At 65.7% G+C, this 14950-nt stretch carries 15 protein-coding genes; 14 read left to right on the top strand and 1 reads right to left on the bottom strand.

Features of this window, described 5'->3' with window-relative positions; translation table 11 throughout:
• Positions 1–219: 219 nt before the first annotated feature.
• The 14 genes from NQ152_RS09930 (at position 220) to NQ152_RS09865 (ending at position 12925) form a co-directional block, all read left to right on the top strand.
• Positions 220–1119 carry a hypothetical protein gene (locus NQ152_RS09930; protein WP_257523855.1) on the top strand — a complete coding sequence of 300 codons (900 nt, stop codon included), beginning with the start codon at positions 220–222 and terminating at the stop codon, positions 1117–1119.
• A gap of 2 nt (positions 1120–1121) precedes the next feature.
• On the top strand, positions 1122–2126 hold the full coding sequence (locus NQ152_RS09925; protein ID WP_257523854.1) for a ParB/RepB/Spo0J family partition protein: 1005 nt from the start codon (positions 1122–1124) through the stop codon (positions 2124–2126).
• Positions 2126–2806: a hypothetical protein gene (locus tag NQ152_RS09920; protein WP_257523889.1), complete on the top strand. Its 681-nt coding sequence runs from the start codon at positions 2126–2128 to the stop codon at positions 2804–2806. The genes NQ152_RS09925 and NQ152_RS09920 overlap by 1 nt, the downstream gene beginning before the upstream one ends.
• 12 nt (positions 2807–2818) lie before the next feature.
• The gene (locus tag NQ152_RS09915; RefSeq protein ID WP_257523853.1) at positions 2819–3988 is read left to right on the top strand and encodes a M23 family metallopeptidase; all 1170 of its coding nucleotides are present in this window, start codon (positions 2819–2821) and stop codon (positions 3986–3988) included.
• Positions 3989–3998: 10 nt separating this feature from the next.
• Complete coding sequence (locus tag NQ152_RS09910) at positions 3999–4265, top strand: DUF6112 family protein (RefSeq protein ID WP_257523888.1); 267 nt, start codon at positions 3999–4001, stop codon at positions 4263–4265.
• Between the two features lie 98 nt (positions 4266–4363).
• Positions 4364–4633, top strand: coding sequence for a DUF6112 family protein (locus tag NQ152_RS09905; RefSeq protein WP_028495551.1), 270 nt, complete (start codon positions 4364–4366; stop codon positions 4631–4633).
• A gap of 32 nt (positions 4634–4665) precedes the next feature.
• A complete protein-coding gene (locus tag NQ152_RS09900; protein WP_257523852.1) occupies positions 4666–6015 on the top strand; it encodes a conjugal transfer protein TrbL in 1350 nt (449 codons plus the stop codon).
• Positions 6012–7475 carry an SCO6880 family protein gene (locus NQ152_RS09895; protein ID WP_257523851.1) on the top strand — a complete coding sequence of 488 codons (1464 nt, stop codon included), beginning with the start codon at positions 6012–6014 and terminating at the stop codon, positions 7473–7475. Before NQ152_RS09900 ends, NQ152_RS09895 begins: the two co-directional genes overlap by 4 nt.
• Before the next feature lie 55 nt (positions 7476–7530).
• Complete coding sequence (locus tag NQ152_RS09890) at positions 7531–8013, top strand: hypothetical protein (protein WP_257523850.1); 483 nt, start codon at positions 7531–7533, stop codon at positions 8011–8013.
• Positions 8010–9503 carry an ATP-binding protein gene (locus NQ152_RS09885; RefSeq protein ID WP_257523849.1) on the top strand — a complete coding sequence of 498 codons (1494 nt, stop codon included), beginning with the start codon at positions 8010–8012 and terminating at the stop codon, positions 9501–9503. The genes NQ152_RS09890 and NQ152_RS09885 overlap by 4 nt, the downstream gene beginning before the upstream one ends.
• A 68-nt stretch (positions 9504–9571) precedes the next feature.
• Complete coding sequence (locus NQ152_RS09880; RefSeq protein ID WP_257523848.1) at positions 9572–10090, top strand: hypothetical protein; 519 nt, start codon at positions 9572–9574, stop codon at positions 10088–10090.
• Positions 10087–11859 (top strand): type IV secretory system conjugative DNA transfer family protein, encoded by a 1773-nt coding sequence (locus NQ152_RS09875; protein WP_257523847.1) that lies wholly within the window; start codon positions 10087–10089, stop codon positions 11857–11859. The genes NQ152_RS09880 and NQ152_RS09875 overlap by 4 nt, the downstream gene beginning before the upstream one ends.
• A 54-nt stretch (positions 11860–11913) precedes the next feature.
• Positions 11914–12342 (top strand): single-stranded DNA-binding protein, encoded by a 429-nt coding sequence (locus tag NQ152_RS09870; protein WP_257523846.1) that lies wholly within the window; start codon positions 11914–11916, stop codon positions 12340–12342.
• Positions 12343–12349: 7 nt separating this feature from the next.
• On the top strand, positions 12350–12925 hold the full coding sequence (locus NQ152_RS09865; RefSeq protein WP_257523845.1) for a hypothetical protein: 576 nt from the start codon (positions 12350–12352) through the stop codon (positions 12923–12925).
• Between the two features lie 298 nt (positions 12926–13223).
• On the opposite strand, the gene NQ152_RS09860 is transcribed toward NQ152_RS09865, so the two are convergent.
• The gene (locus NQ152_RS09860; RefSeq protein WP_257523844.1) at positions 13224–14930 is read right to left on the bottom strand and encodes an AIPR family protein; all 1707 of its coding nucleotides are present in this window, start codon (positions 14928–14930) and stop codon (positions 13224–13226) included.
• Positions 14931–14950 lie beyond the last annotated feature (20 nt).

Genomic DNA, 14950 nt, shown 5'->3' with positions numbered 1-14950 from the left:
TCGTTCCCGCCGTCACCGGGCGCGTCGCGGGCCAGGGAATCGACCTCGAGTCCTCGCTCGCCCGGCGAGCGCGCGCTTTCCCGACGCAGGGGGTTGCGGCTACTCGCCGCGCAATCCGAGAACGGGCCCTTCACTTACCGCCGGTGGAGGCGTTCGGAAACGGCCGCGCTGATCACGTGTCCGTCCGTCGTTCTGGAATCGGTCGGTAGCGAGGTTGCCATGTCGAGCCAGGGTTCCCGCTCAGCTGCCGCCGCATCGGTGCACTCGCAGCGCGTTCCGGACTCGTCCGAGTCGGCGAGCGTGCCCGCCGCGTTTGAGAGCTCCGAGGGGCTGCGCAAAGTGCTCAAACGCCTCGCCGCGCAGGACCACGGCGCCTGGCGTCGCGACGCCGAAGCCGCAGCGCTCATGGAGTATGTCGTTCGGCGTTACGCAAAGCTGGCGCGCAAGCACGGACTCGATCCATGGGATGCCGCGGCGGCCGCATTCGACGCAATGCGCTCGTCGGCGGTGCGCAATGCCGACGACCCCTGGGCGGTAGTCACTCGGGCCGTGCAGGTGACGCTGATCGCGGAGGAACGGGCGAACGGCCTGCTGTGCTCGGTCTACCAGGCGCGCCGACCCGAGTTCTCGTCGTTCCATGACCCCGAGCGATTCAGTGACCGAGAGAACCCCCTGAGCGACTATCACCCGTCACTGCGTGTACAGGGTGCCGGGGACGCGCTCGATGACGGGTGCTCATCGGACGGCGCCGGGATTGGAGAGGCAGTCGAGAATGCGATCGCCTTCATGACCTTGCTCGGCTGGCCGCGCACGCCCGCGCGAACCGCGATGGAGTACATCTGCGCACGACTCAGTGAGGTTCCCTCGCGTGCGACCGCCTGGGAATCGCTTCGGCGCGACGTTCACGGAAGAACTCTCCTCGATCTGTCGTCCTCATCGTGGAACGGATTACTACGCGCTGTCCTCGGCAACCCGGAACCCGAGGTCGCCCGGACGACAGCCGGACGCGGCATCCTGCTCCGCCTGCTGATCGGTGAACCGTTACGTTCACTGCTGACGGATGACGATCTCGTCCTCGCGGTGAGTCTCGCCGCCCCCGCCGAGCGATCGAGGCGGTGACCATGGGAACCAGAGTCGGCCACATCGAGCTCGAACGATCGATCGAGTCGATCGTCGTCGGGAAGCGCCACCGTACCGAGTTCGGAGACATCGATGAGCTCGCCCAGTCGATCACCCGCGACGGACTTCTCCAGCCTGTCACCGTGACACCAGAAGGCGTTCTGGTGTGCGGTGCCCGTCGGCTCGAAGCGCTGAAGCGGCTGGGCGAGAAGACGATCAAGGTATGGGTGAGGTCCGGGATCTCGGATCGGCTCGCCGAGTTGCTGGCAGAGCAGGCCGAGAACCTCCTCCACAAACCGCTCACGCCGACAGAGGCAGCTGCCCTGTACACCGAACTGAAGGATCACATCACTGACGACGCGACTCGCCGGCAGTCCGCGACGCGTTTCAGCCGTGTGGATTCTCGGGATGGAAAAGACGGTGGTGCCACCGTGGCACCACCGCAATTCAAAGCAGGCAAGAGTCGCACCCAGGCAGCCCAGATGGTCACCGGAAAGGCGTCGTACACCACGCTGGAACGCATTGCCGAACTTCAGCGCGTTGTCGCTGACCCCGGCACCGACCCTGCCCTAAAGGAGAAAGCGAGCCAAGAACTGCGGCTCATCGACGAGGGCGGCAGTGTCGCCGCGTCACACGCGCGAATCAGGCAACTCCTCGAGCCGGTGTCGCCACAGCAGTTCGAGGACTTCGAAGCGCCCGAGGACTTCGAGCCGCCCGATGAACTCGAGCAATTGGCGAACGCGGCGCTCGCGAGAGTCAAGGAGGCCAAGCGCAACCCCAGAACGCCGCGCCACCGTGCCGCTGGCGCGCACGTCTTTCCCGTCCGGGCCTTCGTGCGTGTGTGGGAGGACCTCGATCTGTGGTGGACCCACTTCGACGTCGCAGCTGTGGCTTCCGAACTGACTGACGAGCAACTCGAGCAGTTCGAATCGACTCTGGCGTCGACCGTGGAGTTCTTCGCGGCGCTCCGCAGCGCACGTGTCCGGCTGGGGCGGGAAATCGCGTGATGGTCGCCACTGTGCGCCCTGGGCGGCGCCTCGTCATCTTCCTCTCGATCGGGTTCGGCGTGCTGGCCGCACTTGTCGGCATCGGCCTGTACGGCCTGGTACTGGCACCGACGCCCAGCACGCCAACGACCTCGGTCGAGCCGACGGCCCCGACTGCCGCGACCGTCGATCCTGAACCGAGCGCCTCGAGCGCAACGCTTCCCCCGATCCGCTCGACATCGGATGCCGAGTCCTTCGCGCGCGATGCCGCCCACACCCTCATCCACTGGGACGCCGCCACCGACTTCGATCCAGCCGACTACGCACAGGTGATCGTCGACGCAGGGGATCCCTCTGGTACCGAGACTGCCGGGCTTGCGTCCGATGTCCGCACCTATCTGCCGACGACGGACGCGTGGTTGACGCTGCGCACCTATGGCACGCGCCAGTGGCTCACCATCGATGAGGCGTTCGTGCCGGCATCCTGGAGCGACGCCGTCGATCAAGCGGCACCTAGCCAACTACTCCCCGGAACCATCGCGTACACGATCACGGGAACACGCCATCGGGCCGGCATCGTGGGGACTCAGACCCAGGAGACCTCTCGACCGATCGCATTCACCCTGTTCATAGCGTGTGAGCCGAGTTTCGACGAGTGCCGCTTGCTCCGGCTCTCTGAGGTCGACAATCCGCTCCGGTGACGGACGCCGAACATGAAGAAGCTCGTGGTCGCCCTCGCCGTCGCGGTTCTCACCCTGCCGTTCGCAGGATTGATCGCAGTCCCACTCGTTCTCTCCCCCGCCGCGCTCGCTGCCTGCCAGACATCCGGGCCACTCGTCGTCACCGACGTGCCGGAGAACTTGACCGCGATACGGAGCGACGGGGTGTCGGTGACGCTCGGGCACACACAACTCACCCGTGCTGCGACGATCATCACGGTAGGCAGTGGGATTGAGGGTGTCGGGCGGCAGGGGGTGCTGATCGGGCTGATGGCCGCACTCACCGAGTCGACCCTGCGAATGCTCGCGAACGCCGCCCATCCCGCATCACTCAGCATGCCCAACGACGGCATCGGCAGCGACCACGACTCCCTCGGCCTGTTTCAGATGCGGCCGACCGCCGGCTGGGGCACTGTCGATGAGCTCATGAATCCGGACTACCAGGTGCGCGCATTCTTCGGCGGCGCGGAGGGACCCAACTTCCCCTCGCCCGCGGGGCTCCTCGACATCGCGGGCTGGCAGTCAGCTGATCCGGGCTCGGCTGCGCAAGCTGTCGAGCGCTCGGCCTTCCCCGACCGCTACCAGGATTATCAGCCCGTCGCGGAAGCCATCCTCGTCGCGCTGACCCGGCCGATCGCGTCGGTGACGGGAGGGGGCGCACCTCTGGATTCCGTCCCCGAGACGACCCGCATCGTCTTTCCCCTCCCGAGCAACACGTGGGTGCGGGCCAGCGGCTATGGCGGGCGAACCGACCCCATGACGGGTCGACCTGCGTTCCATGCAGGAACCGACTTCTCCGCGGCAGACGGCACACCCATCTTCTCGATCGCTGACGGGATCGTCGGCTGGGCGGGGCCGTATGGGGGTTACGGACAGCTGATCGTCATCGAGCACACGGTCAACGGAGAGCGGGTGGCGTCGGCGTACGCGCACATGTGGGCGACCGGCGTACACGTGACGGTCGGCGAGCGCGTCACCGCTGGCCAGCACATCGGAGACGTAGGGTCATCCGGCAAGTCCACGGGATCTCACCTTCACTTCGAGATCCGTCCCGGCGGAGCGTTCGAGCCGGCTATCGACGCAGACCCATGGCTCGCCGAGCACGGCGCCGAAGGATTGGATGCCGCGACCGCTGGCAGGACGGCGTGCGCGGCAGGCGCATGAGGTGACCGAAATGGACATCTTCCCGGACTTCGGAGCGGTTGGAGGAGCGGGTGACCTCCGCGTGATCGTCGGCGCGCTCCTCATGTATGTCCTGGTCTTCGCGGTACTCGCGATCCTCATCTGCGCCGCCACATGGGCGATCGCGTCGACGAGCGGGAACTATCAGTCGGCCATGCGAGCCCGTACCGGCCTTCTTGTTGCTGTCGGCACAGCGGCGCTTGCCGGCGCGGCGGTCGCCTGGATGAACTTCCTCATTGGGGTCGGCCAACAGCTCTAGCCAGAGTGCGTGCACGGACTGCGCGGGTCGACGGATCTCGGGGACGCCGCACGCACCTTGTACGCAGGTTCGTTTCTGCGCAGACAAGGAGCACGACCGTGATCGACATCGTTCCCAACGGGTCAGGACTTCCCGGCATCGAGCAACTCCGCGTCATCGTCGGCGCAGTGATGACAGTCGGGCTCATTCTCGCCGTGCTCGCCCTCATCATCGCCGCGGTCGCGTGGGGGTATGGGGCCAACTCATCGAACCCCCATCTCGCCTCACGGGGCAAGCTCGGCGTTCTGGTGGCGTGCGGCGCGGCACTCATCTGCGGGGCGTCGGTCACGCTCGTGAACTTCTTCTGGGGTGTAGGCCAGTCCGTCTGAGCGAACGCGGCCGATTGAGAGGAACGACGCGAGTGGGTGGAGTTTGCGATATCCCGGCGATCGCCGAGGTATGCCAGACCGTCGGGTCGGGTGTCACATCGCTCGTTGCCGCGCCCTTCGATTGGCTCGCCCACACGCTCGCCGCAGCCGCCGCGTGGTTCTTCGAAGCGGTCTGGGCGGTGTTCGACACGACCACACTCGTCGACGTCACCGGTGACCAGTACACGCAGGTGTACAACCTGCTCTTCGGCGTAGCGCTGTTCGTCATGCTCGTGTTCTTCTGCCTGCAACTGATCACCGGCTTGGCGCATCGCGATCCAACCGCGGTGTCACGGGCTGCTGTCGGGCTCGGCAAGTCCGTGCTCGGCTCGTTCGTCGCAATCGCCCTGACGGCGACGCTGCTGGAGATCACGGATCAGCTGGCCATCGGGATCGTCCAGGCAACAGGAAACACGATGGAGGGAATGGGCGACAGAATCGCCCTGATGGCCGCCGGGCTGGTCGCGATCAACATCGCGAGCCCCGGCGTCGGCGCGATCATGACGATCTTCCTCGCAGGACTCGCGATCGCAGCCACCGCGATTGTGTGGTTCTCACTCCTCATCCGCAAAGCCCTGCTCCTGGTGGCGATCGTGTTCGCGCCGATCGCACTGGCCGGATTCTCCTGGGATGCTACCCGCGGCTGGTTCGGCAAGTGGGTGGCGTTCGTTGTGGCCCTCGTGTTCTCCAAGCTCGTGCTTGTCGTCCTCTTCCTCGTCGCGATCAACCAGACCGCGGCGCCGATCGACGTTGATCTCGCCTCCATCAGCGATCCCGTGGCCGGAGTCGTACTCATGCTCGTCGCAGCCTTCGCGCCATACATGACCTACAAATTCATCTCGTTCGTCGGCGTCGATATGTACCACGCGATGTCGACCGAACAGGAGGCTAAGGGCGCGTTGAATCGGCCAGTCCCCGTGCCAGTGAGCCCCGCGAGTGCGAAGTCGGCGAAGTCGATCCTCGACGGAGGTGGCACCTCGAGTGGGTCGGCTCCCCCGGTGGCGACGAGCGCCGCTGCCAACACCGCTGGATCTGGTGCCAGCGCGGGTGCGTCTGGTGTAGCAGCGTCCGGCGCAGGAACTTCAGGCGCTGCGGCGGCCGCCGGCCCGGCCGCCGCAGTCATCGTCGGCGGTCAGGTAGTCGGCAAGGCGGCCTCCGCTGGACCCAAGCTCGGCAACGCCACCGGATCAGCAGCCATGGGACATGCAGAGGGCGCCAATCCGACAGACACACCACCGGCACCGACGACCTCCCCGGCTGCCGGGCAACCGATCCCACAGCCGCGCACACCGACCCCGCCTCCGCGGCCGATCCCCACTCCGCGCGAAAGGACGACAGCATGACAGCGAGCAACGCCCCGCGCGCGAACCAACTGCACCCGGTTCAGTTCTCCCGTCTGTCCAAGCGAGGCGTGATGCTTGGCCTCTCCCTGGCACAGCTCGTGACACTCGCCATCGGGTTAGTGGCGTTCACTAGCGCGGTGTACATGGGCGGCGGCATCCTGTTCGGCCTCACGTCACCGATCTGGGTGACGAGCATCGCTCTTGCCTTCGTTCCCGTGGGTGGCCGGAAGCTCATTGAATGGGTGCCGATCTCAATCCGCTGGGTGTGGCGAAGCGTCGGCGGGCAGCTGCGATTCCGCGCGGACTTGGTCAAGCCGCGCCCCGCGGGCACGCTCGCACTCCCCGGCGACGCCGCCGCGCTCCGAGAGTGGGTCGACCCCGAGACGGGCGCCGCCATGATCCAAGACCCTCACGCTCAGACCCTGACGGCAATCGCCGGCATCACGCATCCGGCGTTCGTCCTTCTCGACAGCGGCGAACAGGAACGTCGGGTGACCGGCTGGGGGCGTGTGCTCGCGACGATCTGCCGGTCGGGCCGCATCGCGCGCGTGCAGGTCTCCGAGCGCACGGTGCCCAGCTCCGGAAGCGGTCTCGCCGAATGGTGGGCCAGGCACGGCGTCGACGATGACTCTTGGCCCGCGGTCACGTACAAGGAGCTGATTGAGCGCGCCGGCCCTGCCGGCGAACGGCATGAGACGACAATCGCCCTCGCGCTCGACATGCGCGCGGCGGCCCGCCAGATCCGCGCCGCCGGGGGTGGTATGAAGGGGGCCGCGAGCGTACTGCGTCAGGAGATGACGACGTTCGTGGCAGCACTGCGGGCAGCCGACCTAACGCCCACAGGATGGCTGAACCCAGGCGAGGTCGCGGTCGTGCTGCGCTCCGCATACGATCCCGCAGCCGCTCCCGCGCTTGAGAGACACGGGGACATCGGTCGATCTCTCGCAACGGCCGGTCCCATCGCAGTTGCCGAAACCTGGGACCGGCTGCATACCGACTCGGCCCACCACGCGGTTCTCTGGATCTCGGAGTGGCCGAGGTCACAGGTGTACCCAGGCTTCCTCTCCCCCTTGCTGCTGACCTCGGGTATCCAGCGCACATTCACTCTGACGTGCACGCCGGTCCGTGCCGACCTCGCCGCGAGGGACATCAGGAGGAAGAAGGTGGGGCTTCTCTCGGATGCTGCGCAGCGGGCGAAGGTCGGGCAGATCGAGGATGCCGCGCGCACCGCCGAATACAACGACGTCGTGCAGCAAGAGTCAGACCTTGAGGCTGGTCACGGCGTGCTGCGTTTCACCGGGCTCGTGGCAGTGTCGGCGCCGAGCGTCGACGAGCTGGATGCCGCAGTCGCGGCGATCGAGCAGGCCGCCGTGCAAGCTGCCTGCGAAACACGGAGGCTCGTGGGTCAGCAGGCGCAAGCGTTCACCGTCGCCGCGCTGCCCCTGTGCCGAACCGTGTGACGCGCGGGGACACCTGGCGCACCTGACTGACGACTTCTGTTGCAAGGGACACGCAATGCCTACATTTCAGGATCCTGTCGTCGATGGCGAGGAAGCATGTCACGCTCTGCGCGCTCTCGCGCACGCCACGCGCACGTTCGATGACCCAGCGCAGACGTACGAGGTGGTCGGGGATCTGCTGGGCGGCCTGAGATCGCTCGAACAGGTGCTCGATCAGCTCGCGTTCGCGCACACCAGCTCGGAGGCGATCGCCCGGACTGACGACGGTGATCACTGGGCTGGGGTGGAGGAAGCCTATGCGGCCGCTCTCGCGCTGCGGCGTGCGTCGACCCTTGTCGCTCGGGCCGGCTTGGCCCTGGATCGGGCATCTCAGCACTCCAGCCGAATCGCATGGGGCCCATCCGTCGTCGCCGCGCCGCCGGTCTCGGAATCACTCGCGCCCCGCGTCAATCCGAACGACTCGTTCCAGCGCCCTGGCCCCTTCGCCTTCCAGGGGTCTGGTGCGAAAGTTCACCGCCGCAACGGGATGTCGCTGTGAACGCGCAAGGGGGTGAGCGCATTCACACCACAACGCTCGTGGACCTGGCAGGCGAACGCAGGAAGGAGCGTCGTGCCCGACGAAAGGCATCCCAGCGTCTCAGTGCCGCCACTCGCGCTGCCGCCACCGAATCCGACCGTGCCGAGGTCGAAGCGCAGCGCGCGGATCTACGCGCGACGGCTTACCTGCCTGCCGCCGGGGAGTCGCGGCCCGCGGCGCTCCGAACACCCGGCCGCCTGCGGATACCGCGCCACCAGGACACCAGTGCGACGCTTGCCGGTGCGTACCCGTTCCTCGCCGAAGGCGGGCTCGGCTCGCAAGGCGTCTTCGTCGGCCAGGACCTCTACTCGGGTGCGTCATTCGTCTATGACCCGTGGGTGCTGTACTCACGTGGGATGATCACCGCGCCGAACATCGTCCTGGCAGGGATCGTGGGCTCCGGTAAGTCATCGCTCGTGAAGAGCCTCTACACGCGCTCGATCCCCTTCGGCCGCCGCGTCTACGTACCCGGCGACCCGAAGGGCGAACACACTGCCGTCGCCGAAGCGGTCGGTGGACAGGCGATCGTGCTCGGACACGGCATGGCGAACCGACTCAACCCGCTCGACGAAGGGCATCGCCCATCCGGCGTCTCGGACGAGAGCTGGGCCGGTCACGTCGCCTCTCGTCGCCGCGACCTCATCGGCGCCCTGACCGAAACCGTGCTCGAACGACCACTCAGCCCACTGGAGCACACCGCGATCGACCTCGCTCTCGCGGACACTGTCCGCTCATGCGAGACCCCAATCTTGCCGATGGTCGTCGAACGCATCCTCTCTCCGGACGCATCTCAGCGAGCTGACCGCCGCCTGGTCGAGGACGGCAGGGTCGTCGGGCACGCGCTCCGTCGGCTCGTCGCCGGAGATCTCGCCGGCCTGTTTGATGGTCCCAGCACCGTCACCTTCGACCCGACTCTGCCGATGATCTCGCTCGATCTGTCGCGCGTTGCCGAGAATACGACGCTCGTCTCTGTCCTCATGACGTGCTCCTCCGCCTGGATGGAGTCCGCCCTCCTCGACCCTCACGGCGGACAGCGTTGGGTCATCTATGACGAAGCCTGGCGCCTCATGTCGCATCCCGCCCTCCTGCGACGCATGGACGCGCAGTGGCGGCTCGCGCGCCACTACGGAATCGCGAACCTGCTGGTGTTCCACAAGCTCTCCGACCTCGACAACGTCGGCGACAAGGGCTCCGCGATGCGCGCGATCGCCTCCTCCCTCCTCGCCAACGCGGAGACCCGAATCATCTACCGTCAGGAATCGGACCAACTCGGAGCGACTGCGACCGCGCTGGGCCTCACTGGCACCGAGCAGAGCCTGCTGCCCGGCTTGGCAACTGGTCAAGGTCTCTGGCGGATCAAGGATCGTAGCTTCGTGGTTCAGCACCAACTGCATCCCGCGGAGCTTGCAGCATTCGACACGACGAGCCGGATGACGGAGGGCATGAGATGACGACAGCGCACGCATTCCGACGATCCACCGACGCGATCCGCGTGCCGGCGGTCCTTCCCGTGATCACCATGACGATCTCGCCGGACGGCACGATGACCGTCGCCGTCGATGGGACGCCGTTCGAACCGCCTCGGTTCGGGGCACCATGGGCCCGCGCGTCCTTTGCGGAAGTCATAGACACGGTCCTGCTCGCTCACGGGTCGCCGGTGCGGGTCGTCATCCACGAGGCAGACGGCACGGTCTTCACCGACCTCATCACCCGGCCGCTGCAGGGCTCCGTCGCCCCGAGTGCGCCGCCGCAGGTCCGGTACGGCGTGTCGAGCGCTCCGGCGGAGCCACTTGCCGCACCCGCAGCACTCATCGATACGACGCCCTTGATCGAGCCGCCTCGCGTTGTATACGGCGAAGAGGGTTTCCTCCCGGGCGAAGACGTAGCCCTAGCGATCATCGTGCGTCACATCAAGGCTTCTGCGGACGGATCCGCTCGAGCGTCGCTGGAACCGGGGCTCTGCCGCGTGACCGCCGCTGGCGAAATTGTCCTCGTGGGGAGAATCTCCGGCACGTGTGTCTTCGGGATTATCACATGACGGGTGCGCACGGTGTGGGTATCTCCGGTCCCGACGGGCTGACCAACGTCGCGTTGCTCGCTCTCGGCGGGGCCGTTGCGATCGCCGGCATCCTGCGTGTGGGCGGCAATCTCGCCGCCTTCCTGTCAGGAGCGGAGCAGCCGACAGGTGGTCTGGCAGCGGGGCTCGGTGTCTTCGGCTCCCCCGCTGATCCGGGGGCGGCACTCGGATCTCCTGGGCTCAACGCCGTGGCCTACTGGACGGTCGTCTTAGCGTTCGTGGCGCTGCTCAGCGTTTCGGGGTGGTGGGTGTGGCGCGTCATCCGGAACCACACTCGTCACGCCAGGTCCGACCCGAACCGGATTGCCGGGATCGCGACGTCGGCCGACGTGCGCCGCGCTGCCTCCGATCGCGCGTTGCTGAAGCGCGCTGCCCACCTTCGCGCGTCCGTCGATAAGCCGCGATCCGAGGACGTCGGCTATCTCGTTGGCGTGGCGCGAGGAACGAAGGTGTGGACGTCGGTCGAGGATTCGATCCTCGTGATCGGCCCTCCCCGGTCGGGCAAGGGCGCCCACATCGTCATAAATGCGATCCTCGACGCGCCAGGCCCGGTCGTCACGACCTCCACCAGGCCGGACAACCTCACGACCACCATTCGCTCGCGCATGAGACGTGGGCCCGTCGCCGTGTTCGACCCACAACATCTTGCTCCGGGCGTACCCGCGGGCTTGCGGTGGTCGCCGGTACGCGGATGCGAGCTCCCACTCACCGCGATGATTCGCGCCGCGGGACTCGCAGCCGGTACAGGCCTGTCGAGCGTTGGGGTGGAGAACGGCGGCTTCTGGGAGGGCAAAACCCGTACAGCCCTTCAGTCGCTGCTGCACGCCGCGGCACTCGACGGCCGCTCGCCTGGTGAGCTCTTTCGCTGGACGCTCGACCCGGCCGCGGCGAAGGATGCCGTCGCGATCCTCACATCCAACCCTGCCGCCGCGACGGGATGGGCCGAGTCGCTTGAGGCGATGATCGACGCCGACCCACGCACGCGCGACTCGATCTGGCAGGGCGTCTCCCTGGCGTTGGCGGCTCTGGCTGACCCTCGTGTTCTCGACGCAGTCAGCCCGAGCCAGGACGAGCAGTTCGATCCGGAGACCTTTCTCCGACGCAACGGCACCCTGTACCTTCTCGCGACGGGCGCCGGCGCCGGCGCATCCTCCTCCCTCGTCGCCGCGCTGGTCGAAGACCTCGTCGAAACCGCGAGGCGCGTTGCCGCGAGATCCCCAGGCGCCCGCCTCGACCCGCCACTGCTTCTCGCGCTGGACGAAATCGGCAACCTTGCCCCTCTGCCATCGCTGCCTGTCCTGATGGCCGAAGGCGGAGGTACCGGTGTCACCACGATGCCGGTGCTGCAGTCGCTCGCGCAGGCCCGTCAGCGGTGGGGCGACAACGCAGCCACCGCGATCTGGGACGCGAGTATCGCCAAGATCGTGCTCGGCGGCGCCTCAGGGTCTCGAGACCTCCAGGACATCGCAACCCTGATCGGCGACCGCGACGAGGCCACCGACTCGATCACGATCGGTGAACGCGGCATGCGCTCCAACCAGCGATCAACGCGCCGCGTTCCGATCATGCCGCCCGACGTGATCCGCACGCTGCCGTACGGCACGGCGCTCCTACTGCTGAGGTCGGCGCCACCAATCGTCACGCGCATGCGCGAATGGACTGCCCGGCCCGACGCTGCGGACCTCCGTGTCGATCGGGCTCGCGTTGAAGAGCAACTGCGGCGGGGATAGGTGACGCACCTATCAGGTGATGGCCGACCCCTGCGGCCCTGAGAGGAGCATCCGATGACTATCCACACCCAGCAATCTCTCTCCGGGTTCATCGCGTCGCAGCCTCAACTCGCATTCAACGCGAAAGGCGAAGCCCGGTTCTGGGTGCGCATCGGGCAGGAGCACTTCGAACGCAACGAAGACGGCACCTTCACCCAGACTGAGACCACGTACCACGACCTCGTCATGTTCCGCCGCAACGCGGAGCGGGCCTACGCGATGTTCAACAAGGGCGACGTATTCATCGCCGAGGGCTACACGCACACCTTGACGCGGGAACGCGACGGCGAAATGCTCGAGACCGAGGAGTTCGTCGCGAAGCGCCTCGGCCACGACTCCGCGCGCACCAATTACATCCTGCAACGCCGCCGCAACGCGCTTCCGTCTGTGGCGGCATCAGCCCCTTCTACGGCAAAGTCCGCCGTCAGGCCCGTGGCCCTCTGAGCGCCTGATGACCGCCGACGAGCCCCTGTACTTTCCTGGGTACGAGTTCGAACCTCCGACACCGGACGGCCCCGAAAGTGAGGCCGATGGCCTGCCTAGCGTGCCCCGCCCGGTGAACTGGAACGTGCTCACCTCCGATCAAGCGGCATTCGAGTGGGTCGAACTCGACAGATGGGTGAACTGGCTACGACGCACCTACGGCCTCGGACCGTCGATCATCCCGCCGCTGTGGCACCGACACTCCGAACTCGTTTGGGAACTCTCCGCCCTGCACCTGCACTGGCTCTGTGCCTACGACGAGGAGCAGCATGGCTCCGCTCCCCTCGGCTGGCACCAGGACTTCGCCGAGGCCCGAGAGCGCCTGCACGACTGGGTCGCCGCCTGCGGCTCACGCCTCGACCGCGACAGGGCGACACGTCAGACCGCTTGGCCTGGGGAAGATCCAGCACCGTCGGTCGAAGAGGTCACCATCGAGGATCGTTCGGCCGACTTCCGCAGGTTCGTCGTCGAGGACGTCGCGCGCAGGCGCGTCGTCGAGGATGCGTTCATGGCGGAAGCCGCCGAGTCGAATCATCACCCTTGAATCGACTCGGGTGAGGGTTGCGAGTACTGCCCGCTTGGCCGGGGTTGAACGTGCAAGTTGGCGGGCGGGTCATGCGATCGAAGTCTGCATCGCTGGTCGATGCATGGATGAAGCCCGCAAGCCTGGCCAAGTGCATCGTCGGGCTCGCCCGCTGATGGACCGGCGTACGGGCGTTGCGAGCACGATTAAGGTTCGTCGGAACAAACGTGGGACAAGCGGTGCCGAATCCGGTCCACCAATCTCCGCCCACTTGACCTCACGGCTCGGACGTCGTGTTGAACGGTACCGCTACCCCTCGTTACCGCGCCTTGACCACTTTCAGCACGGCGTCGGTAAAGGACTGCGGCTTCACCGACTCGCGAGTCAGCGGCACTCCCTCTTGCACTGAGTCAATGACGGCGCACGCCGCTTTGAATAGATCCACAGCGTTCTGGTCGTCCCAAAGGACGTCGTTAACCTTCTTGGCATAGCCCTCGATCTTGTTAGCCGTGAATGCCGGCATCTCGGAACCCGCCGCCAGATAGCGCGCAACCATCAAGATGTGGAAACGCGCTGGCTTGAAGCTCACCGGGATCTGGCCGTTGCGGAAGAAGAACTCAAGCTTGTAATACGCGAACGCGGCTGTGTAGTAGGGCTCGATCTTGTGGGTCGGACTGAAGATCGTCTTGCCCACCTGCGGCTTCAGTTCTGAGTAGTAGTTGGCCGCCCGGCGCGGTTCGTCCAAGAACATTGCCGCGAAAGACCGCATCTCGAGCGTCTTCGTTACGATACGGACCTTCTCGACACTTGCGGTGTTGTACTGCTTCGACCGACGCTCGTAGTGCAGGCGATGGCGCTCATCGAACGCGCCCATGTACGCTTCGAGTTGCTTCTGAAAAGTGCTCAGTGCGTACAGGTCGTCATCGGTGACCTGCGTCTGGCGATTGGTTGCCGTGATGATTGAGTTGATGACTTCCTCGTCATTCGTCGCAATCACCTTGAATGGCACTCCAAGGCTGTCGGGCAGTTCTTCGCGGCTGTTATGGAGGACGTGACTCGTCTGACACCCATTGACGATTTGGTAGTCGGAGACGAAGAACTTGTTGCCCGTGTTGCGCAGACTGCGTGCCACGAGCGTTACACCGTTGTTGAGAACGGCGAACCGATCGCGTCCCTCGACCGTCCCCAAGCTGCGCGCGATCTCGCTGTTCACCGGATTATCGCCTTGAAAGTCGCGAACATTGTCGTAAAAGATGTGCTTACGAATGCTGCCTGACTCCGGGTCCGACACCACTCGGAGGAACTCGTTCAGCGGCAAGACACCGACATATGACTCGGTCACCCCCGGGATATCGGGCACGGTGACCTTGTTTGCGAAAGTGAACTCGACCGATGCTGCATTCTTGCTCCGAGTCCAGCTCGCCTGGATCTCCGTGGCACCGAAGGGCTTTAAGGCAACTCGGCTGAACAGATTCGTATCCGCGAGCTTCGCCTCGGCCCTCATGATCTTTCCCAGCAGGTGCTGATCATCCACCCACTTCCCGGTGGTCACGAACGACAGCTCACAGGTTGGCTTCTCGTGCTTGAACTGGACACTGTGGTCGTAGATCCATGCCATGAGTTCTCGCAAGTGGACGATGCGATCCGACATCGGCAGAACGGGCTCTTCGGCGAAGAACTCCAGAACACCGTCTCCAAATGACGCGATCTCCTCGCCGCTGAATCCGCTGGCGGTCTTTGCTTGAATGAAAACGAAGCGGACGTCAAGGAAGCCGTTTGTTCTGAGCAACTCTTCGATCTCGTCGATCTCCGTCACGAGCACGCCGTTCACAAGGATCGCCACGCCGTCAAGCGTCAGATCACTTCCACCTCCAGTGTGAACGTCTGGGACGCTGAACTCTTCGTCGTAGGAGTCCGAGAGGATGCAGTAGTTCGCGAAGTGCTCGAACGTCGTCGCAACGTCGCCAACGGGCAGGCTTTGCTCCGTGCGGAAGGTCTCGACATAGGAGGTTGTAATTCGGTCCACCGCTGCATACTCGCACACGG

This window comes from Microbacterium sp. zg.B48 (assembly GCF_024623505.1).
GTDB lineage: Bacteria > Actinomycetota > Actinomycetes > Actinomycetales > Microbacteriaceae > Microbacterium.
Note: the sequence above shows the minus strand (reverse complement) of the source record. Positions and strands in the feature narration are given on the sequence as shown.